We start from the raw sequence: 22,286 nt of genomic DNA, 5'->3' as shown, positions 1-22,286 counted from the left end.
ATAATAAGAGAGTAACAAAATACAGAATCTATTTATTAGCCTGATTTACATGTTAAAGTTGTCATTATCACTAAATTACTCTTATAGTGAATCTATATAAATATTGAGCAATACTATGATAAAAGCACAAATACCAGTAGACGAAGAATCTAGATTAAAAGCCCTGTATGAGTATGAAATATTAGATACTGAAGCCGAAAAAGTATTTGATGATTTAACTCAACTTGCTTCTGATATTTGTGAAGCCCCCATATCACTTATAAGCTTAGTTGATCCACAAAGGCAGTGGTTTAAATCAAAATATGGTATCGATGTAGACTCCACCGAAAGAGATATCGCATTTTGCTCTCATACAATACTGCAAGACCAAGTATTTGAAATACAAAACGCTCTACTTGATGAACGTTTTTATGATAACCCTCTAGTAACCAGCGATCCAAACATTCGGTTTTATGCGGGCACACCGCTAGTTACACCTAGTGGCAGCACAATTGGTACATTATGTGTTATCAGCGACCAGCCAAAAAAGCTAACTCAAACACAAATTAACGCACTGAAAATACTTGGCAAAGAAGTTATCGCACAACTTGAGCTCAGGTTAAACAACAGAAAGCTGGCCACTGCATTAAAACAACAACAAATACATAATAAAAATCTTGAAGAACTAAAAAAAGAAGCTGATACAGCTAACACTCTAAAAGGTCGATTTTTAGCAAATATGTCGCACGAGCTAAGAACTCCGCTGCATGGCATTTTAAATTTAGCTGAGTTTGGACTGGCAGAGACTTCAAATATAGAAAAAGATAACGCCTTAAAAAGTATTTTAAGCTCCGCGAATATACTCTCAAATATTGTAAATGACATTTTAGACTTTTCAAAAATTGAAGCGGGTAAATTAAATATTGAGAATATTAACTTTAACCTGAGCGAAGTCATTAACAATGTAATTAATCCACTAATGAAACAAGCCACAGATAAAGGAATAAAATTTATTCCATCTATAGATAAAAATATCGCTACAACCTTAAAAGGCGATCCTGTCAGAATTTCACAAATTTTAAATAACTTATGCTCAAATGCGATTAAATTTACACAACAAGGCCAGGTAGAGTTTAAAGTCACTGTAAAAGAGAACTCCTTAAACACGCAAAATATTGTATTTGAAATAATCGATACAGGTATTGGTATTAGTAAAGCTGCACAGCAAAATTTATTTAAAGAGTTTCATCAGGCTGATTCATCTACATCTAGAAAGTACGGGGGCACGGGCCTTGGCCTCTCCATTTGCACCAAGCTAAGTGATTTAATGAATGGCAAAATCAACTTCACGAGTAAAGAAGATAAAGGTTCTGTATTTACTTACCAACAAAGCTTTGAAACATCAGAACTCGATGAATTATTAAAACCAAATAAAGAAATAACCGATTTACAAGGGTGTACTATTTTGGTTGCCGAAGACAATAAAGTAAATCAAGTTGTCGTAAGTAAAATGCTACAAGCCCATAATGCGAAAGTAATATTTACCGAAAATGGCAAAGAATGCGTTGATTACTTTTTTGCCAACCATGTTGATTTGATTTTTATGGACATTCAAATGCCAGTGATGGATGGAGTGCAAGCCACTAAAATAATTAGAGCGCAACAAACAGGTAAAACAACGCCAATTATTGCCATGACAGCCAACACCATGAAACAAGATATTGAACACTATTTAGATATTGGTATGGATGGCTATTTAACGAAGCCATTTAATAAAGAGCATTTAAATAGCTTGCTCAATGTCTATAATCCAAAAAACTCAAATCTCAAAAATTTAGCAGTTAAAGTTAGTAACCCAAACATTACGAGTGAACGTAAGCTAAAACAGATATGCAATGAGCTAAAAAAGTTAATTCCAAATGCCGACAGAGTCAGTCTCTGGTTGTTTAATCACGACTATACTGCCATTAATAGCTTAATTTGCCTTGATGAAAAAAATGAAATAGTAAGTAATGCAGTTTTAAAAGCTGAAGACTTTCCTGCATACTTTGACTATATTTTAGATCATAAAGTATTAGACGCATCAGATGCGAGAAACCACGAAATCACTAAAAACTTCACCAAAGTTTATTTTGAACCATCAAACATTTACTCCTTGCTTGATTACATCTACTTTATTGATAACAAGCCACTAGGTGTTATTTGTTGTGAAAGTGTTGGCTCAAAAATTTCATGGAGCCATGCAGATAAACTGTCACTTATTAAAGTAGCTGATGTAACAACCTTGTTTTTATCCAAGCGGCTGAAATCATCGTAGCTACTTAATATATATAAAATGGGAGGAGTGCCTAATTACTTAAACTATTTAACTAAGCGGCATATGCCACCAAGGTTATGCGCGTTTATTGATTTAACAAAAAATTTGAATGTATATGGGTAACTAAAGCGAAGCGTTGAGTTTACTTTTTAGCTGTGCAATATTAACTGGCTATAAACTAAAAATAATACTTATAAATTAAAGTAAATAACCGCTTAAATGAAGCACAGGGATCGCTAAGCCTATCTACAGGTTTGGTATAAAAACTAAAAAGGATGAATATGATTAAGCCATTTTACGCTAGCTGTTTGTTAGCCCTCTCGCTATTAACACCCTGCCTTGTAAAAGCAAACCCGACAGCCTCGCAATATCAGGAAATTCTTAACGAGAACCTTGCTGAAAACGAGCCTGGGGTATCGGTAATTATAAGTAAAAATGACAAAGTCCTTTTTAAAGGAGCGCGCGGGCTTGCCAACCTTGAACATAACATTGCACTTAATGAGCAAAGCGTTTTACGTTTAGGTTCTATTTCAAAACAATTTACTGCAGCTGCAATTATGATGCTGCAAGAGCAAGGTAAGCTAGCGGTTACCGATGATATTCATAAGTATGTTGCAAGCTTTCCAACAGAGGGCAACCTCGTCACAATCGAAAACTTATTAACCCACACCTCAGGCATCGCCAACTACACAGATGACGACGATCTCTTTGATAAAGAAATACAAGTCCCCACCAGCGTTGACGATACGTTAGCGCGTTTTGCCAAACACCCAATGGTGTTTAAACCCGGCGAAGCGATGGCTTATTCAAATACCGGCTATTCACTGCTTGGTAAAATAATTGAAGTAGCAAGTGGCCAGTCTTACAAAGACTTTATTGAACAACACATATTTAAAAAGCTAAAAATGAACCAGAGTAGTTATGAAGGGCAAGAAATTGTTGCCCATCGCGCATCTGGGTATGAGCAAACAGAGCAAGGATTTATCAACACCAGCTACATTAATATGGATTGGCCATATGCCGCAGGTGCGCTTATATCTACTCCAACTGACTTAAACATTTGGTTTAGTGCGTTATCGTCTGGCAAGCTTATTAGTAAAGCAAGTTATGAGAAGATGGTCAGCCCTTTTAAACTAAACGACGGCAGCGTTTCATCCTATGGTTACGGATTAATTATTAAGCCCTTGAATGAATACACCGTAATTAAACACACTGGCGGAATAAATGGCTTTTTAGCACATGCACGCTATATTCCAGAACAAAAGCTATATGTTGCAGTACTGGCTAATTCAAACCACATAAATCCTATTTTTATCAACGAAAAGCTCACAGCCAGAACTCTAGGTATTACACTCCCCGAGTTTAAAAAAGTAGATGTAACAGAGCAGCAATTAGCGCCCGTATTGGGTGATTATCGTATTGATGAAAATACCTTACGCAGCCTAATTTTTGAAAATGACGTTTTGTATTCAAAGCGCACTGGTGGCGATAAAACAAAACTTATTACCATGTCTAAAAATAGCTTTTACTACCCTAATTCAAACAATTACTTAGTAATAGAAAAAAACAACCAAGGTCAATTGGTAATGAAGTATTTTAGTGGATTATCAACAACGCCAACTGAGGCGATTAAGATTTAGTTTTATAACCCCCCCAAAAAAAACAATGCCCGCAGCTTTCTCTACTTATAAGCTCGGGTATTTTTATTTTAAATCCTCGTTAACGCAACAATACATTATAAAATTAGTATGTGATGTGTAAAAGGTAATAAATATGTTACTTTTTATATGCTAATTTTATACTTAACCTCTTTAAAATAATTTATAAACCGAAAATAAGGAATAAGCATGCTTTTTCACCCTCTAGGTAAATCCTATATTTTCGCCCCTTTGCTCATTATTTTGCTATCTGCCTGTACTTCAAACCCAGCTTTAATGCCTACACCCAATTTATATGTAAATACGCCTTATTCAGAAGCCCAAGTACCTAAAAACCTACATACAACAAGTATGGAATTGCTCTATGTTACTGACCGAGCAATTTCTGAAAAAGAGGGGGTTATGTATAACGCAAGTCGCTCGCCATCAATTGCGTACGGTGTAGCAAAAGTAAATTTTGGCGATAGGTCGTTGCAGTGGAGTGAACTATTAAAGCAAAGTAATCTTAAAAATCGCTCCGCTAATTTAACTTACGTAATGGAAAAAGCCGATGAATTAGGTCGCTTCCCTTTATCGCCTTATAAATTTAGACGCGTAAAAAACAAACTCCAAATTGACGAAGATATTTTAGAACGCAAAAATTTTCACGAAACCCAGTTAAACAAAAACATTAATCAGCGTTTAAAAAACAGTAATAACAAAGACGTTATTTTGTTTGTGCATGGCTTTAATAATACCTTTAACGAATCAGTATTTACCCTTGCCGGTATATGGCATTTTTTGAACCGACAAGGCGTACCTATTGTTTACTCTTGGCCTGCCGCCGCCACAGGATTAACCGGCTATTTTGAAGATAAAGAGTCTGGTCAATTCACTATTTTTCATTTAAAAGAAACTTTGCGACTGCTTTTCAAAAATCCTGAAATAGAAAACATTCATATTATTGCGCATAGCCGTGGCACCGATGTAGTAACCACAACACTTAGAGAGCTTATAATTGAGAACAGAGCCAGTGGCGGAAATCCCCGCGAAGACCTGCGTATTGAAAACTTAATTTTAGCAGCCCCTGATCTCGATTTTGGTATTATTAAACAAAGGCTAATGGCAGAGCAATTTGGGCCTGCATTTGGACAAATTACCATTTACACCTCTCAAGAAGATAGCGCATTGGGTATTTCACAGTGGCTAACAAACAGCTTGAGCTTTGGTCGGTTAAACACCAAAGATGTAAACATAAACGAGCAAGACATATTCACTTCTGTAGGTAACGTAAGCCTAATTAAAGTACCTAAATCTGGCAGCCTAATAGGCCATGACTACTTTCATAGTGATCCTGCAGTAAGTTCTGATCTTATTAATTTGATATTACATAAAGCATCGCCAGGCTCTAAAAAACGACCTCTACAAAAACTCGAAAATAATTTTTGGTCACTCGATTCAAACTACCTAATTACAACGGATGCAGCTAACTTACAAAATTAAACGTTTACTGCTGGCTCAATAACCACTCTTTTGGCGCTTGTCCTGTTTTTTTTCTAAATACACGGGCAAGTGCAGAGCCATTTTCGTACCCAACCTGATTAGCCACTAAATCCATATTTTGATTTTTTAAAATAAGCTTTTTAGCAACCGATAAGCGCCAATCAGCTAAATAATCAGCCGGTGTTTGCTCAATTACTCGCTTAAACGTATCGGCAAATTTAGAGCGTGACATGCCGCATTCCTCAGCCATAGCGCTAAGCGACCAGCTTTGCTCTGGGGTTTGATGTATTTTTATTAATACCTTAGCCAACTGAGGATGCGCAAGCCCTGCCATCATCCCGCTTTTAATTGTGCCCTCTTTCAATACCTTACGCAGCACACTAATTAAAAATACATCGCATAAGCGATCTATAATTAAATCCTTACCACTGGCGTCTTTAAATGCCTCATCAAAAATCCAAAAAGCGCTCTGCTCTAATAATCCATCACCCGTTAATTCGTAATTTAAGCAAAAAGGCAGCGCCTGCAATAAAGGGCTATGCCCTCCACTTTGATAGCTAATTTGTGCACACACTAAATCAGCACCGTCACCCTTATCCGAAAATAAACAGTGCCCTGTAGAATGAGGAAAAAATATAACCGAAGGCGTTGATAAAACAATTTCAAAGCCACTGTTACTGCGCACTTTTAGAGTACCTGATCGCAATAAATGTAAATGCCCAACACCTTGATCGTCACTAAAGTCACTCGTACCGCACATGTTCCCACTAAAAAACACATTGGCATTAAGCGAAAAGTGACTCAATACACTCGAAAGTACATCCATAAACGCCTCATTGGATTATTGGTATGAAAATACAGACTAATAGACGCATATTAACCAAACAATAACGATAAAGTACAGTTGAGTTTTAAACAAACATACTAATTAAATTACCCTTTGGAGATACACATGAAATTTTCGACACTCACTAAATCAGCTTTTTTTGCAGCATCAGTCCTTGCAAGTTCACTAAGCTTTGCAGCAGACATAGACGCAAATGCCGACGTTAACGACATTGCAATTAGTGGTTACGATACCGTTGCTTACTTTACCCAAAACAAAGCAGTAACAGGCAGCTCTGAATATACTGCAACACATAAAAATGCCATTTATAAATTCACCTCAGCTAAGCACCGTGACTTATTTAGAGCGAATCCAGAAAAGTACGCACCACAATTTGGTGGCTTTTGTGCGTTTGGTGTATCAATGGAGAAAAAATTTGACGTAGATCCAGAAGCGTTCAAAATTGTTGATAACAAACTTTATTTAAATCTTGATAAATCAGTTCAAAAACAATGGCTAAAAGACGTACCAGGCTTTATTACTTCAGCCGATTCAAACTGGTTTGACATAAAAGACAAAACAGCTAAAGAGCTTTAATAAAACCAATTTAAAGTTAATTTTTGAGGTTGCTTCGGTTTATAACCGTTCATCCTCAAAAGCCATTTAAATTAATAAAATTTTAGGTTTAAGCTCTTAATTTAACTAATATTACTTTGATTTATTAAGCATCGCTTTTAAATCGGCAAATGGAGAATGCGTCGCAGCCTCAACTTTGCGATCTGTAGTCGACCCGCCATACATAATATGCTCGTGGTATTTATTGTGCTCATTGTCGTGGCAATAAATACACAATAACTCCCAGTTACTTCCGTCTTCAGGATTATTACTGTGGTTATGATCAACATGGTGCACCGTTAACTCACGTAAATTTGAGTATTCAAACTCACGAGCACAATGCCCGCATACCCAAGGATATAATCTTAAGGCTTTTATTCTATAACCTTCCTCTTGCTTAACATAAGCCTGAGGTACATCGTTATTCTTACTCATAATATTCCTGGTAAATTCACTATTTCGGTGCTCAATACTAAAAAAACTTAATTACTGACAAATCACCAAAAGAAGTATCTATATGCCGGCCTGTTTGCTCCCACGCACGTAGTACAACCATAAGTTTTTTATTGTCGGAAGTCCAAGAAATTCCACCGCCGTATGCTGCCACTTTTTCGCCGCCCGAATCTTTTAACCCCAGCCCAGGGTCTGTATTTCGAATATTTCCCTTACCTACTTTGTATTCAGCAAATACGTGAACATTATGCGGTAACGAAAATGATAAAAGCGAGCCAATACTCGCCCCGTACGAATTAGAAATTAACTTAGTGACCTGTGGTGCAGATGAATTTAAAAAATCAGCTTGAAACACAATATTATCTTTATTCTCAAGAGATACATGCTTAAAAGACCACGCGCCAACAATACTTAACGACAAATCAAATTTGCTGCTTAGCTTTGGCCTATTAAGAAAAAAGTGCTCAAACAAAGACTCTTTATTATTGAAGATATAAAAGTTGTGTTGGCCAGATAGCTCAAACTTGGTTGAACGTGTATTTTGCGAGAAAATTTGATCCGTTTGATTGCCGCTTAAATTGCTAGCCGTGCTTTGCAGCCCTTCAAGCGTTTGATAGTTAAATGTGATTTTAGAATTTTTAAATTTTCTATACGAAAGCAGTATATCTTGTGTTTTTGTTTCAACATCATCTTCGAAAATATCGGCTGAGTAGCCAATTTCAATGTCATTAATATCAAAAAACACACCCACACGTTGATTGTTTATGGGCTCTAACGAAAACAGTGTTTTTTGATTACTCCCAGCCAAGTCGTCATATATTAACGCGTGGCTAGTGTTAGGGTTTGAAATAGTGGTTCGTACCGACTTTAAGTCAAAGTCGAAAGCCAATACAGCACCAGATTGAAATGCCGCTAAAACAGCAAAGCTCACAATAACCAAGTAATTGCGATTCATTAAAAACACTCAAAAATTAATTTGTATTAGAGTAGCGTTTTTTTCACCTTAAATTATCACAAAAGGTTAACAATTGATGAAAACTTTAAATAATGCGCTTTATGTCATTTTTTGGGGTGCTTTCAAGGTCAAACTCACTTACATGCTTAATTAGCTCCGGGAAGAACGCTAAAAACACGGCTTCTAATTCATCGTAATTCCTTGCTATATCATCAGCCGCGCCCGCAAAAGTGTTAGTAAAGCGAATACGCTTGGCAATATTATCAAGTGCTACTCCTATTCCCTCAACGGTTTCGTACTCTTTAAACCAATCGTTTTTAGTCATACTTGTTACAACATGCTGCATGCGCGGCGGCATAACAGGTATGCGATTATTCAAAAGCTGATAGCTGGTGTACTTAAAATCACTTAAAGGTTGCTTGCTAAATCGCTGCCAATGCACAATTAAAAAATGATCAAACACCACATCAATAGCCACACCAGCAAAACGTTTACGCTCAGGTGAAAAGTACTGTTTAGCGTGTTTAACTGCGCGGTGGGAGTCGGTAAATTTATCGACTAAATAGTGGTTATCGAGCCCGTTTTTAACCGTATTTGGTAAGTACTCTACATGCCTTTTACCACCAAAGTCGCCCAATAAGTTCCCAAAGTGAGAATCGGCTGTGGGCTGCGCTAAATAAAGATGAGCTAAATAATTCAAAGTGTTCTCGGGCTTGGCTAATACAAACAAATAATAACGTAAATTTAAACTAAACTCACATTCGTGTTTAAAGCAGTACTTATGGTTTTGCTTCTCAATTTTACTCAAACATGCCGTAAAGTATTGTTTAAAAAGGTAAATAGAAAAACGATTAATCACTGGGCTCTATAAAAAAGCCACTACAATAAGCTGTAGCGGCTTTTTAATACTTCAGCCTTGTTGTTAGTTTGATCAAAACTAATTACTCGACTTTACCCAATTTCCATTGTCATTTTTGCTATAACTGTTTTTAACCGCAGACCAAGCCACTTTGTGCGCAGTGGTTTCGCGGTCGTCGTCGTTTTTTCTATCGCTCGGGTCCTTGTAGGTATCCCATGCACTATTAAACGCCTCTTGATATATGTCTTGAGCATGTTTAGGTAAGTTACTTTTTACCGACTCAGGTAGTTCGTCACGGTTTTTATATGGCATAACTTTCTCCTTATATTTACTTAATTACGCCACAAGCAACACGGCTACCACCGCCACCTAATGGCTTTGGCTCATCTGCATAGTTATCACTTCCTTCGTGGATCATCACAGCATGTTGTTTAAGTTTTTCAAGCGTGAGCCTTGGCGCTAAAACAGGCGATTTAGCTTGGCCACTTTCATTTACATACAACGCCGGTAAATCGCCTAAATGGCCGTTGGCCCAAGGAGCATCATGATGCTCGCTAGCTTTTGGATCGAAATGCCCACCAGCACCGCCACCTGGCACTACCTTATCGCCTTTTTTCTTGGGTTCACAACTAGCAAATTGATGAACATGAAAGCCGTGCTGCCCCGGCGTTAAACCTTTTAAGTTTGGTGAAAAAACAACGCCGTGATCATTTTCTGTTAGTGTAATAGTGCCTAGTAATTGCCCCTGGCCCGACTTAGTAACTTGGTGCATTTCAACGTTTACATTAGCCAGTGCACTATTTTGTAGTAACACGCTGGTAAATAATATTGCAAAAGCAGGTTTTAAAACGCGGTTTAAACTTCTTTTAGTTTTTGAATCAAACTGCAAACAATTCATCATCATCTCCTGGTTTAGTATCAAATTAATAAAACAATATCGCTAAATTAAGCGACTATTAAATAAGTAGTTTCAATGTCTATACCAGTCCTATGTTCAAACATACATTTATGTATTTTTTAGTCGCAATTTATTGATTAAAATAACTTTAACTAAATAGCCATTTAATTAATGAGCTAACTTTTAGCCAATGATTAAGTGAAAACCAAGGCATATTTACAAAGCTCGTGAGAAAAGATTACCAACGTCCCTACCAAAAAAGACAATCCAAGTGAAAAAGACGATATTAAAGAGGCCCTTATTACTTAGGCGGTAGTCTCGAGTGTTGGTGCTGGTTGAATGGCCGTACGTTATGAAATAAAGAAGCGCCAATCTAAATAAGCCTTCTAAGATACTCTTCACGCGTTATATCTATAAGGGGTATTTATTTTTATAATCAAAGTATGTTCAAAAAAAATCCGCTTATATATGGGTCAATTTAATGACAAAAAATTACGTTATTTAGTTGTTTTATATCAGAATTTTTAACGCAGTTAGCGTAAGATTTAATCCCTCAAATTGATTAAGTATTATTGCTTGGCACTAAAAAGCGAGCACAAAAAAGGTGAAACCAAGTTTCACCTTTTTTAATTAATTAGCTAGCATTACGCTGTAGATACGTTACTTGCGCCTGCATTGTTAAGTATTTCTTCAATAGCATTTTTGTTGTCACTATCGTACTTAACACCAATTAATATAGAGCCTTTTTCAATGGCATCTTCATAATACTTAATTTCGTGCTCGGGGATAAACGCACCAATTGCGGCACCTAAAGTACCACCTACTGCGGCGCCTGCGCCACCAGCAGCAAATGCAGCGACTAACGGTCCGGCAACTAATAAACCAGTACCACCAGTTGCTACAGTCCCTACGGCAGTGAAACCGCCAATAATTGCAGCAAGAATACCACCCGAAGCCGCGCCAATAATGCCGCCTTCGGCAGCTTTAGTACCTTCGTCTACAGCAAAATCTTCCTTTGCGTATGAGTCGTTGGCTACAATACTAATATCAGCTTCATTAATACCTAAAGCTTCTAATCTATAAATTGCGAGTGTTGCTTGTGATGCACTTTCGAATAACCCAGTAATAACGGTACTCATAATAACTCCTTTATTTATTTAAGAAAATACACTTACTACCAAGCAAAACTCAAACCAAGTAAATTATCATTTAAAATCAATAATATAAAAAAAACCCATACTAACACTCTTATTATTAGAGTAAAAATTGCTAAATTTTGTAAAAAACTCCTATCTACATAAACAAACTTACTAACAAGCGGTATGCCATTTTTAATATAAATATATTAATTAAAATTATTACTTAGACCATGTAATTTCAGCTAATTGGTTAGTCGCTGTTTGGTGAATAATCAGCCCATTATTCCCCATGCGCATATGCCTAATTAAGCCAGAGTAAACACCCTCTTTGCTCGGAATTTGCCAGCTTTGCATGGTTTCGGTATTAAGGTCGAACCTTACTAAGGTTTCAGGGCGTTTAGCTGACTCGTTAAACCAAATAGCGTTATCTGCATATTCAATTGCATACGGGTGGCTGTTTTCACCGCTAGGGTTATCCCACTGGGTGATCTTCTTGGTTTTTGGGTTATAGCGGCCAAGTTTACCCATGCCAGAGTTCACATAAAAAACCATATCGCCAGGCGTAATGGCAAGTCGCCTTGCATGCGTTTTAGCACCCGGGAGTTTAATTTCGCTAAGCTCCATAGAGCTTTTATCAACTTTAACCAAACAGTTACTACCATTACACGAAACCCATGGCGTGCCGTTTGAATCAAGCTTAATACCATATGGCCGTGAGCCTTTAGTGGGTAAAGTAGCGAGTTTAATATCGCCAGTTGTAGGGTCTAGCTTGCCAATCATATTACTATGTTGGAGGGTAAACCAAAATATACCGGCTTCATCAAATACACCGGTATGCGGGTCGCGGGCGTTTTTATCGGGCATTTTATACACTTTAAATTTTTCGGTTTTTAAATCTAAATATCCAACCGTGCCATTTTTATTCCCTAAAAACCAAGGAGTTTGATTTTTATCAAGCGACACACTGTGCGCATAGGTACCACTTGGCAGTGTGTACTCTTTCATATCGCCGGTTTTAGGGTCTAACCTACCTAAAATATTACCCCACTGGCCAACCCACCAAATAAGTCCGTTTTTACCTTGTACCGGATCGCGAGCGCGCTGCCCAAGCGTAGGGACTTGCCAGTACTTAAAGCTAAGCTTTAAATCGCCCGTAACAACCTTAGATTCGCGCTTGGTATTAACAGGATAATGCTCAGCTAAATAAGCGCTTATATCTTTACTAAGCGCAGTATCTGCGCCCGTATCAACCATATAGCTTATTAATGTTTGCCAGTCCTGCTGGCTATAACCCGCACTGCGCTCAAGATTAGTTAAACTATGGCAACTAGCACAAAGCTGCTCAATTAGCGGCCCCTTATCGTTGCTCAGCACTGGTAGCGGTGCAGCCAAAGTGCCTGAAACAGCCATTACCGCAACGTATTTATTAAATAAAAATCTATTTTTACTCATAACGCCCTCCCTTGTTTTTAATATTAAAGCATAGGATAAAAGTGTTTACTATCTGTACAACAATGAGTGCGATAAGCCGGCTAGAAGGTAAGTTAAATTGCAGGGTTAATATCTAAAAAAATATTTCAAGCAGAGTTGTGCACGCTCTACATTGGTTATTTAGCTTGTGTGTAAGCGTGGTATGAGTGTGGTTTTAAACGACTAATTTGCACAAATACAAAACGCCCTTATCTAAAAGCTCCTCAACCTATCGGTACGTAAATTGCTGTTATTAATATTCTTACTTAAAGAGTTACACATAAATAACGCTGCCGTTATTTATAAAAAGGAGTAAATTATGAGTAATAAACAGCTAATTACAACGATAGGTATAGGTCTCGCCGCTGCATCTGCAGGTATGTTAACAAGGAAAACTTTACAAAAATCGTGGGAAAAGGTTACCAACGAACCAGCCCCAAAAGATAGACCAAGCGAAGAAACAGATCTTAAAGAGGCCGTTACATGGGCAGTGGTCTCAGGTATTGGTGCGGGTGTTGCAAGAATGGCCGTACGTTATGTACTAGACAAGCGCCGATCCAAATAAACCAACCCGATTGATACCTCTTATAAGTATTAATCGTAATACGGTAAGGCTCTTAAGACGGCTTGCGACAGCTACTCCTTAGTTGTTGCAAGCAACCTGGCAAACACCTTGTTTGAGGTTACTTAACTATTGAGTTAAAAAACATATTAATATCCAAACCGGGGTTCTGTGGTTAAATTTAAAATGTCGGATGGCACGGCTGCGCCGCTTATCCGACCTACGCAAGTTGTAAAAGCCAAAGGCGCTTTCCAACAAGACCTCCTAGATTTTAAACAGATATACTCTATTAAATATTAACTCCCTTTCAAAGTTGTTGCTTACCTACAAGCTTGCGTATAATGCACGCATTCCGGCTGCATTTTTTAGCCGCTAACTTGGATTTTAATAATGAAAAAACTCTCTGCAGTGCAAATAAAGCAGCAAGCACTTGTACTTAACACAGCTGAAAAATTAGAAGAACAAGGCCGCGCTGAGCTCCCAGGCATGCTGCAATGCTGGTTTGATGTGGAATACCACTTATTTCCAAGTACACTACTGCTGTGCTTTCAGTTTGAAAACGAGCAAGCCTTAGCGGCCGCAGAGCCTGACTTATTAAAGTGGCAAAAACGCTTAAGCGGCACAATGCTTAAAAAGGGCGTGATTTTAAAAGATATGCGTAAACATTTAGTGTTTACCTTAAAAGGACCTGATGATTAAAACGAGGTTTTTAAAGGACTATAAAGCCTTTCGCTCGTATCGTCGAAGCGCATAAAAACATAATGAAAAGCCGTTGCATTGCTGTAACGGCTTTTTACTTTTATTAGAGCTTAAAGTAGTACCTATAAAGATCAATTTTTGACTCAGGGATTTTTATTAGCCGATGATACTAATTGGCCGTTAAACAATACTAATGCACGGCAAAAGCAAATATCAGTCGATTCAACGTTAATTGGTTGCCCTAAGTTAGCAATAGTAGGATAGTAAATTACACATAAAACAATAGCTTTATCTTAGGAGTATTATGATCAAAGTATTATTAGCGACCAGCTTAATTGCCTCTTCATTCGCTGCTTTAAGTAATCCTTTAACTGTTGAAGAACAGCGTATCAACAAAGCACAATCAGCAATGCCAAATGTTTTAAATGCATTCACCCCACAAGTATCAAGTTTTGAGCAACAATTTAAAGAATTAAACGACTTTAAAAGTACAAAAGCATTAGTACAAAGCTTTAGCTTTGAACTGTGGGAAAACGCCAAACAACGCATAATAAAAACCAATAACTACGACGACCGAGAGCTTTACTGGGCGCGCCTGCTTTCAAGTAAAGTAATACGCACAACTTCACCTAAATTTTCAATTACACAGGCTCAACTAAATACTTTACTAACCCTACTTGAGGAAGGTAGCAGAGGTCGTACCGATCTTACTTTTTCATCAGGCAGCACTAAAAAAATATTACTAACGGGCTTTGACCCTTTTTTACTCGATAAAAACATAAACCAAAGTAACCCTTCAGGTGTTGCGGCGTTATTACTCGATGGCCAAGTTATTAATTACAACGGCACCAGCGCAGAAATTAACACCGTTATGGTGCCTGTGCGCTACGAAGATTTTGATCAAGGTATAATAGAATCGCTACTTGCTCCCTACTACGCACTTAATAATGTAGACATGGTAGTAACCGTAAGTATGGGCAGAACAGAATTTGATTTAGAGCACTTCCCAGGTAAGCGTCGCAGTGTAACCGCCCCCGATAATGCCAATATTGTGTATGGTGGAACGCAAACAAGCCCAGTAATACCAAAGCTTAATGGCCGACCACTCCCGGGCAACGAGTTTGTAAAATTTAGCTTGCCTGTAAATTCCATGCAACAAGCCAAAGGCCCTTATAAAGTTATCGACAATCACGAAGTCACCACGCTTGAAAAAACCTATAAAGCAGGTTCTTACGGCGAGCTTAAAAATAGTATTGCGGTTAATGGCGGCGGCGGTGGTTACCTGTCTAACGAAATATCGTACCGAAGTATTCGCCTGCGCGATGCGCTTAATTCAAGTATACCTACAGGGCATATTCATACCCCACGTATACAACAATTCGAACCTGAGACAGAAGCTAAAATAGTAAAACAAATAAAGGCAATGCTAGAGCAAAGCTTAGTAGCGCTATAGTTTATAACGACTAGTTTAAGCGCATAATAAAGGGCAATAACATTGCCTTTTATTTTCTCACGCACTCTCCACGGTTAATCACATGGTAAACGCATTCTTAAACTCTATTCGCCGTGGTCTAGACTGAGTAATTGACTCGACGAGCAATAAACTATAAATCTAGGTACTTGGTATGTAGTCAAAACTTTGCTCTTCATATGATGGGATTAATCTAAGTTAGGGGACATTGTGAACCGCTGAAGATATACTCATTATTCAAGAGTTAGCGCTCTATTTAAAACTTAATGAAAAAACCGCTTACCGATTAGCTAGCTAAGGTAAACTTCCTGACTTCAAGGTCAGTGGTAGCTGGCGTTTTAAACGTGTAGATATTAAACAATGGATTGAAGAGAAAGAACAGTGGCAAAAATAGTACTTAGGTCAGATTCTGATGAGATAAGAGATATCCATGTTATTTTTCTACATGGGCTAGGAGGAAGTGCTAACAGCACTTGGCTTAAAAAAGGCTCTAAAGATGAAGCTTGGCCAATGTGGTTAGTTGAAGATAATAGCGATCTAAACATATGGACTGTTGAATATTCCGCACCAAAATTATCTTTCAATAGCACTGGTATGGGTATCCCTGACCTTGCTACCAATATATTTGAACATATGCTAAAAACTCCTCAGCTATCTGAAGGCGAAATATTCTTTGTTTGTCATAGTCTTGGTGGGTTAATTACGAAGCAAATACTTAGAATTGCTCATGATCAAACTAATAGAGTCGAAGCACAACAATTTTTAGGCAGAGTGTCAGGTGCGGCTTTTTTAGGAACTCCTCACTTGGGCTCTGACATAGCTTTACTTGGCCATAATTTAGCTGCTAGAACTCTCTTAAAGTGTACTACTTTATTAAAGCCATCAGTAGCCACTGCATCTTTAAGTAGAAATGATCCTAATTTAAGAGAACTCAACACTTGGTATAGAGATTGGTCTTCGAATGCCCCAATAAGACACCTTATCCTTACAGAAACAAAGAAAATGTATGGTGTAATACAAGTTGTTAAGCCTGACAGTGCAGATCCAGGCTTACCGGAAACTAGAGCTATTCCTATTGAATCTTGTCACGAAAACATCTGTAAACCAGTAGACAAAGAAGACGAAATTTACACACACGTCAAAGGCTTTATATCTCAAAAAAAAAGAGAATTTCATGAGCTATGGATAAATTCTAGGTTTTATAACGATACAAACTCATGGGAAGGATATAGTAACTGGGCAAATTGCCCCCATGGAACATCCGGTGAATATTTCTTTGATGAACAGGTTAGGTTACTTGATTCATCGTCAAACAATAATGAAGGACATAAAGGTTTAGACGGCTTAAACCTTATTCGCGGTAAATTACTAGAAAAAAAAGCATCTATTAGACTTATTGGTTTATCTGGTGTTGGAAAAACTAGATTTGTGCAAGCTTTATTTGATGAGCGTATTGGTGAAAATCCATTACCCCATAGGGCTGTATTCTATACTGATATGGCCAACGCTCCAACACTGTAGTGGTCAATAAAATTTGGCCACAGTTTTAGAATCTTGATATCTAACCTCAGATTCATTTGGCGCTAAACCGGCATTATAATGATGCGGCCTAACGTTGTTGTAATATCCGTTGATATAATCACTCACACTATATTTAGCGTCTATAAAATTCCCATATCCAACCTTTGGCATCCATTCTGTTTTAAAGCTTCTAAAAAATCGCTCCATTGGCGCATTATCCCAACAATTTCCGCGTCGACTCATGCTTTGTGTGATTTTATAGCGCCATAAACGTTGGCGGTACTTCAAGCTCGTATAATGGCTTCCTTGGTCTGAGTGAAACATCAACCCACTTGGTCTGCCTCTGCTTTCGTAGGCTAACTCAAGCGCTTTTAGCGTTAAGTTAGAATCCGGCGACAATGACATTGCCCAACCCACAACTTTGCGTGCAAACAAATCAATAACGACCGCTAAATAAGCCCAGCGATTGCCTATCCAAATATATGTAACATCACCGCACCACACGGTATTCGGTTCAACAACATCGAACTGCCTATCAAGCAGGTTTGGGATTTCAAGATGTTCATTACCGCCGCGTTTATATGAATGTTGAGGTACTTGGCAGCTTTCTAGCTTTAATTTAATCATTAGCTTAGCAGCACGATAACGGCTTAATTCAAAATCGTTATTCGTTGCGATTGCCGCGATTGTCCTCGCACCTGCTGAGCCCCCACTCATTGTATGTATGGCTTTAACTTCAGCCTCTAACCTTACTTGCTCTGGTGTCGGTGTCGTATCCCGTATAGCCCAGTATTTATAGCTGCTACGATGCACATTAAATACACTACATAGCACACTAATTGGGTAACGCTCTCGTTGATTTAATTTCTCAATTAACGAGAATTGTTCAGGGAGTCGGACATCAAGAGAGCGGTAGCCTTTTTTAATATATCCTTTTCTAATTCAATGCGTTGGATTTGCTTTTTAAGTTCACGGATTTCAATTTGTTCGGGTGTCATTGGTGAAGCCAATGGTGACTGGCCATTACGTTCTTGCTTTAATTGAGCAACCCATTTACTGACGGTTGATTTACCAACACCCATCGCTTTGACTGCTTCTTCTTGTGTATAACCTTGGTCAACTACAAGTTGAGCCGTTTCTAATTTGATTGCAGCGGAGTACGTTGCACGGTTTAATTTTGTCATTTTTTTCACCCAAATTTGTATGCAAATAGCATAACATTTCTTTCTTAATGGGTGGCCAAAATTACTTTACCACTACACACCAACGCCACAAGCTCTGGCAGAAAAAATCGCTGGAGAAGGCCGTAAAGCAGTTTTAATTATAGATAACTGCCCACCTGACTTACATAGATCACTTACAACCTTATGCAGCGTTGAAAGCAGTAACACCAACTTACTGACTGTCGAATATGATTTAAGAGAAGACCAACCAGAGCAGACTGAAGTATTCTCTTTAGAGCCATCTTCAATCGAGCTTATAGAAAAAATACTTAACGCTAGATATCAGCACCTAGGTCAGCAAAACTCTAGAACAATTAGTGAATTTTCAGGTGGTAACTCAAGAATAGCTTTGGCTTTGGCTGAAACAATAGGTAAAGACGAAAACATTTCAAGTCTAAGGGATGAAGAACTATTTAGAAGGCTATTTTATCAACGCCATACCAATGAAAAGTCACTCGAAAAGGCAGCTCAATATCTTTCACTAGTTTATTCATTCCAAATTAATAGTGATAAGCTATATAGTGATGATATTACATTTCTCAGTAACCTATCAGAAATTCCTTCAAAAACTATGTTTGAATCGGCAATAGAACTAAAACGTCGAAACTTAGTTCAGCAACGTAGTAATGGATGGCTGTATTACCCCACCCTATTGCTAATAGGTTAGCCAAATATGCGTTAGAAAATATAAGTTCCGCTATTATTTCCAGTAACTTTAATGAATCTACAAACGAGCGATTATTAAAGTCATTTTCTAGGAGACTAGGCTACCTACCTCAATGTGAAGAAGCTAAAATCATCGTTAATGATTGGTTAAGTGAAAATGGGCTGTTATATAAACTATATACAAAAGGCAAAAGTAAGCTTGCTTGGATATTACTTAATAATGTAGCACCTATTTCAACGAAAGAAGCTTTATTTCACATTGAAGCTTTAGCTAAACAGCCTGAGTTTTGTACACGAAAAAATAAGCAATTTACCGAAATAACAAGGCTTATTAGATCTATTGCATATGAGGAACAGTATTTTGACACATGCGCTAAATTGTTATGCCAATTCACACTATCAGAAGATAAAGCTGAGAATTACAACTCTATCAGAAATATTTTAAAATCACTGTTCCAACTATATTTATCTGGTACTCATGCAACCAAAGAGCAGCGATTAAATGTTATAAATAACTTAATTGCTAGCGATACTGAGAATAGCATTGAGCTAGCTTTTGAGCTTTTAGATTCCTCTCTAGAAGCTTGGCACTTTTCCTCACACCATAGCTTTGATTTTGGTGCAAACCCAAGAGACTTTGGTTACAGACCAAAGACCAACCAAGATGTTGAAGACTGGTATAAACTATTCATCGAATATACCGCTGAGTTAATAGCCAGTGATTCTCAAGTTTCGTCATTCGCAAAGAAAATACTCAGTAAAAACTTACGAAGCTTATGGCGAATAAGTTGCCTTAGAGATGTAATTGAGAAGATATGTGTAGAAATAAGCAAATCAGGAATGTGGAGCGATGGCTTTGAAGCAATCCACTCAATATTGAGGTTTGACTGTAGTTCATCAAATGAAGATAATATTCAAAGGTTAAAGTCAATTTCTGAACTACTATCACCAAATTGTATTCTGGACGATATAGATATGTACGTTTTAGCTGAACCGTGGAAATTTTATGACCTAGAGGAGATGGATGATAATGGTAAAGTAATTGAGCGTGGGTATAAAAAAGGGCACGAATACTCTATTGAATTAGGTACTCAATTAGCAAATAGACCGCCAAAAGAACTTGATGATATTCTATTCAAACTACTATCACACCCAGAAATAAGTTCTAATTTATTTGCATTCGGCAAAGGGCACGCTGAAGGAATAAAAAACAACTCTGAAACATTAACTAGAGTAATAGGTGCACTAGAAAACCTTCCAGAAAAAGAGAGAAATTTTGATTTTTTATGTGGCCAAATATATTACCTTTCGACACATAATATCGCACTGACTAATCATTTCTTAGATAGCCTTCTAATTCATCCTACACTTAAACAACACTTCATCAGAGTTCAACTAAGTTACCCGATTAATGCAGAATCTACCGCTCGTATTATTCAAGCACTACAGGAAAACACATGCCCTGTAAGGGATTATTATGACCTAGCATCTGGACGAAGGCACGAACAGATACCTGATGAAAAATTATGCGAAATTTTGGATTTGATTTGGCATAAAGATGGTGGGCAGAGAGTTGCTATCGATATATTATCTATGCGGTTTCATGGACTGAAGCAAAACCTGCACTATATTGTTTCAGATTTGCTTAAAGAAAAAACAGCATCACTTTTAGCATCATTCGAATACTCAGAAGAAAAAGGGCCTTCCGGTGGCAACGATTATAGTTTAACCCAAATAGCCAATGTCTGCTTTTCTGCTGGTACAAATGAAGAGTATGCTTTAACTGTTCTAGAAGTAATTAAAGCAAAAATTTTGAATCATATTATCGGCAGATATGATTTCCCAGAATTTATGTCCACAATTATTCAATTACATCCTATTTTAGCCCTTGAAGTATTTATAGGTAAAAATAAAGAAATAGAACCTCAGATAAGAAATGTAATAAAAGGTAGGCTTGATAAGAAAGTAAGTCCATTTTCGAAAGTTGATATAAAAAGCACGTTAGATTGGTGTAAATGCAACGGTAAAGATAGCTATCCAGCTCTCGCATCAATTATTACACCTTACCAATCAAATGAAAAAACTATTGAGTGGACACAATTAGCGATTGAATTGTTACAAGCTTGTCCAGATCCTGCTGTGGTTTTGGACGAATACTTATCTAGTTTCACTCCAAATGGAGGGACGGGTTCATGGGCCAAGATACTTGAGTCTCGATTACCTTTATTTCAACCATTAATAGATTCAACTGACAAAATAGTATCCGAATGGGCTTTAGCTAAAAAGCCACAATGGGAAGCTTACATTGCAAGAGAATATGAAAGAGAAGCAGAACGTGACACTGATAGAGGGGAGCGATTTGAATGGTAAATAAATATATCGAAAATTAGTGATAAAAAAAGCGAACCATCTATGGTTCGCTTTTTCTTCTTTATGTGTTCACAATCTTAATTGTTGATCGCCAAAAAAATTATCAATCTCTGTATGTCTCAACCGCTGGGCGTGAACATACCAAGTTACGGTCGCCAAATACGTCATCAATACGTGTAACTGTTGGCCAAAACTCAAACCCAGAGGGTTAGGTATTGTTTCTTGCCAAGACCAAACACCAATCTCACGTTTAACACCCTCCCCCGGTCATCACGCCCTGAAAATAAGCAATTGATGAGGAATATCGCGCATGGATGCGCGATAAGGCGACACTAGGCCATGGATGGCCTATCCTCGCCGTTTACGTTCACATCAATTGTGGTTTGAAGGAAATAGCGTGTCCAGAGAGGGACCAGCGGCAGCCCCTCTTTGGCTGCTGTCGCCAGCGCGACAAAACCTTGAATAAGGTTTCTTCTCTAAAAGCGCGAAACGCATTAACATTATCTGTAATAGTAATTTCAAATACTTATTCGGGCTGTCGCCCGCGCGTCAGCAAGCTGTACGCCTACAATAAATAATACATATTCCTGGTTTGTGAGCGAGTAAGTATATTTGTGATTTGTTGAGTTTCGTTTCCCTCTACCCAGCCTAGGGAAATAAAGAGAAAATGCAGAGAGTCAGGTCTTGTTTCTTACCAAGACCAAACACCAACCTCACGTTTAACACCCTTCCCCCGTCATCACGCCCTGAAAATAAGCAATTGATGAGTAATGTCGCGCATGGATGCGCGATAAGGCGAAATTAGGCCATGGATGGCCTATCTTCGCCGTTTACGTTCACATCAATTGCGGTTTGAAGGGTTAAGCGTGATGCTCGGGTGCGCTGAGAGTGTCCAGAGAGGGACCAGCGGCAGCCCCTCTTTGGCTGCCGTCGCCAGCGCGACAAAACCTTGAATAAGGTTTCTAATCCCTCAATGAGCCAGAAGCAAACAAAGTATGCGCCTTCAATAATTAAACACCTTTTGGGCTGCGTCCAACACGCCAGCAAGCTATGCGTCTTGTATCTCTCATTGATAAATGATTAGCTATCATTTATCACATCGAAGTCAGTGAGCTTGCCTGTG

Annotated in this window: 18 protein-coding genes; 9 read left to right on the top strand and 9 right to left on the bottom strand. The window is 38.0% G+C overall.

The annotated features are described in order from the left end of the window. The first annotated feature begins 115 nt into the window (after positions 1-115). The 3 genes from CXF64_RS12215 (at position 116) to CXF64_RS12205 (ending at position 5,436) form a co-directional block, all read left to right on the top strand. Complete coding sequence (locus CXF64_RS12215) at positions 116-2,296, top strand: GAF domain-containing hybrid sensor histidine kinase/response regulator (protein ID WP_101217146.1); 2,181 nt, start codon at positions 116-118, stop codon at positions 2,294-2,296. 281 nt (positions 2,297-2,577) lie between these two features. Continuing rightward, positions 2,578-3,936: a serine hydrolase domain-containing protein gene (locus CXF64_RS12210; RefSeq protein ID WP_101217145.1), complete on the top strand. Its 1,359-nt coding sequence runs from the start codon at positions 2,578-2,580 to the stop codon at positions 3,934-3,936. A gap of 207 nt (positions 3,937-4,143) precedes the next feature. Beyond that, entirely contained in the window at positions 4,144-5,436 is a 1,293-nt protein-coding gene (locus CXF64_RS12205) for an alpha/beta hydrolase (protein ID WP_101217144.1), read from the top strand. Positions 5,437-5,440: 4 nt separating this feature from the next. Here the strand turns inward: CXF64_RS12205 and CXF64_RS12200 are convergent, their stop codons facing one another. Then, a complete protein-coding gene (locus CXF64_RS12200; protein WP_101217143.1) occupies positions 5,441-6,262 on the bottom strand; it encodes an AraC family transcriptional regulator in 822 nt (273 codons plus the stop codon). A 126-nt stretch (positions 6,263-6,388) separates the two neighbouring features. Here CXF64_RS12200 and CXF64_RS12195 point away from each other — a divergent pair, with 126 nt between their 5' ends. Continuing rightward, a complete protein-coding gene (locus CXF64_RS12195) occupies positions 6,389-6,859 on the top strand; it encodes a YHS domain-containing (seleno)protein (protein ID WP_101217142.1) in 471 nt (156 codons plus the stop codon). 111 nt (positions 6,860-6,970) lie between these two features. On the opposite strand, the gene CXF64_RS12190 is transcribed toward CXF64_RS12195, so the two are convergent. From CXF64_RS12190 to CXF64_RS12160, 7 genes are all read right to left on the bottom strand, one after another. Next, positions 6,971-7,312 carry a YajD family HNH nuclease gene (locus CXF64_RS12190; RefSeq protein WP_101217141.1) on the bottom strand — a complete coding sequence of 114 codons (342 nt, stop codon included), beginning with the start codon at positions 7,310-7,312 and terminating at the stop codon, positions 6,971-6,973. A gap of 37 nt (positions 7,313-7,349) precedes the next feature. Further along, complete coding sequence (locus CXF64_RS12185) at positions 7,350-8,285, bottom strand: hypothetical protein (protein ID WP_101217140.1); 936 nt, start codon at positions 8,283-8,285, stop codon at positions 7,350-7,352. 85 nt (positions 8,286-8,370) lie between these two features. Beyond that, the gene (locus tag CXF64_RS12180; protein ID WP_101217148.1) at positions 8,371-8,985 is read right to left on the bottom strand and encodes an acyl carrier protein phosphodiesterase; all 615 of its coding nucleotides are present in this window, start codon (positions 8,983-8,985) and stop codon (positions 8,371-8,373) included. 237 nt (positions 8,986-9,222) lie between these two features. Then, the gene (locus tag CXF64_RS12175; protein ID WP_024590240.1) at positions 9,223-9,456 is read right to left on the bottom strand and encodes a ChaB family protein; all 234 of its coding nucleotides are present in this window, start codon (positions 9,454-9,456) and stop codon (positions 9,223-9,225) included. A gap of 16 nt (positions 9,457-9,472) precedes the next feature. Next, positions 9,473-10,042, bottom strand: coding sequence for a superoxide dismutase family protein (sodC, locus tag CXF64_RS12170; RefSeq protein WP_024606939.1), 570 nt, complete (start codon positions 10,040-10,042; stop codon positions 9,473-9,475). A gap of 644 nt (positions 10,043-10,686) precedes the next feature. Further along, positions 10,687-11,181 carry a hypothetical protein gene (locus tag CXF64_RS12165; RefSeq protein ID WP_101217139.1) on the bottom strand — a complete coding sequence of 165 codons (495 nt, stop codon included), beginning with the start codon at positions 11,179-11,181 and terminating at the stop codon, positions 10,687-10,689. 219 nt (positions 11,182-11,400) lie between these two features. Continuing rightward, positions 11,401-12,633, bottom strand: a complete 1,233-nt coding sequence (locus tag CXF64_RS12160; RefSeq protein ID WP_101217138.1) for a Vgb family protein — start codon at positions 12,631-12,633, stop codon at positions 11,401-11,403. A 337-nt stretch (positions 12,634-12,970) separates the two neighbouring features. Between CXF64_RS12160 and CXF64_RS12155 the strand changes: the two genes are divergently transcribed. The 4 genes from CXF64_RS12155 to CXF64_RS12135 all read left to right on the top strand — a co-directional run bounded on the left by CXF64_RS12155 (position 12,971) and on the right by CXF64_RS12135 (position 16,904). After that, positions 12,971-13,216 carry a DUF4235 domain-containing protein gene (locus CXF64_RS12155; protein ID WP_002958040.1) on the top strand — a complete coding sequence of 82 codons (246 nt, stop codon included), beginning with the start codon at positions 12,971-12,973 and terminating at the stop codon, positions 13,214-13,216. A 387-nt stretch (positions 13,217-13,603) separates the two neighbouring features. Then, positions 13,604-13,912 (top strand): hypothetical protein, encoded by a 309-nt coding sequence (locus CXF64_RS12150; protein ID WP_024590236.1) that lies wholly within the window; start codon positions 13,604-13,606, stop codon positions 13,910-13,912. Positions 13,913-14,216: 304 nt separating this feature from the next. Then, positions 14,217-15,365, top strand: coding sequence for a hypothetical protein (locus CXF64_RS12145; RefSeq protein WP_101217137.1), 1,149 nt, complete (start codon positions 14,217-14,219; stop codon positions 15,363-15,365). 399 nt (positions 15,366-15,764) lie between these two features. Continuing rightward, positions 15,765-16,904 carry an esterase/lipase family protein gene (locus CXF64_RS12135; protein ID WP_101217136.1) on the top strand — a complete coding sequence of 380 codons (1,140 nt, stop codon included), beginning with the start codon at positions 15,765-15,767 and terminating at the stop codon, positions 16,902-16,904. 3 nt (positions 16,905-16,907) lie between these two features. Here the strand turns inward: CXF64_RS12135 and CXF64_RS12130 are convergent. Beyond that, a protein-coding gene (locus tag CXF64_RS12130; RefSeq protein WP_101217135.1) for an IS3 family transposase occupies positions 16,908-18,088 on the bottom strand; the annotation gives its coding sequence in 2 pieces (ribosomal slippage) (positions 16,908-17,830 and positions 17,830-18,088; 1,182 coding nt in all). 669 nt (positions 18,089-18,757) lie between these two features. Here CXF64_RS12130 and CXF64_RS12125 point away from each other — a divergent pair. Further along, a complete protein-coding gene (locus CXF64_RS12125; RefSeq protein ID WP_198551138.1) occupies positions 18,758-21,163 on the top strand; it encodes a hypothetical protein in 2,406 nt (801 codons plus the stop codon). Positions 21,164-22,286: the final 1,123 nt, after the last annotated feature.

This window comes from Pseudoalteromonas sp. GutCa3 (assembly GCF_002836155.1).
GTDB classification, from domain to species: domain Bacteria; phylum Pseudomonadota; class Gammaproteobacteria; order Enterobacterales; family Alteromonadaceae; genus Pseudoalteromonas; species Pseudoalteromonas arctica.
Note: the sequence above shows the minus strand (reverse complement) of the source record. Positions and strands in the feature narration are given on the sequence as shown.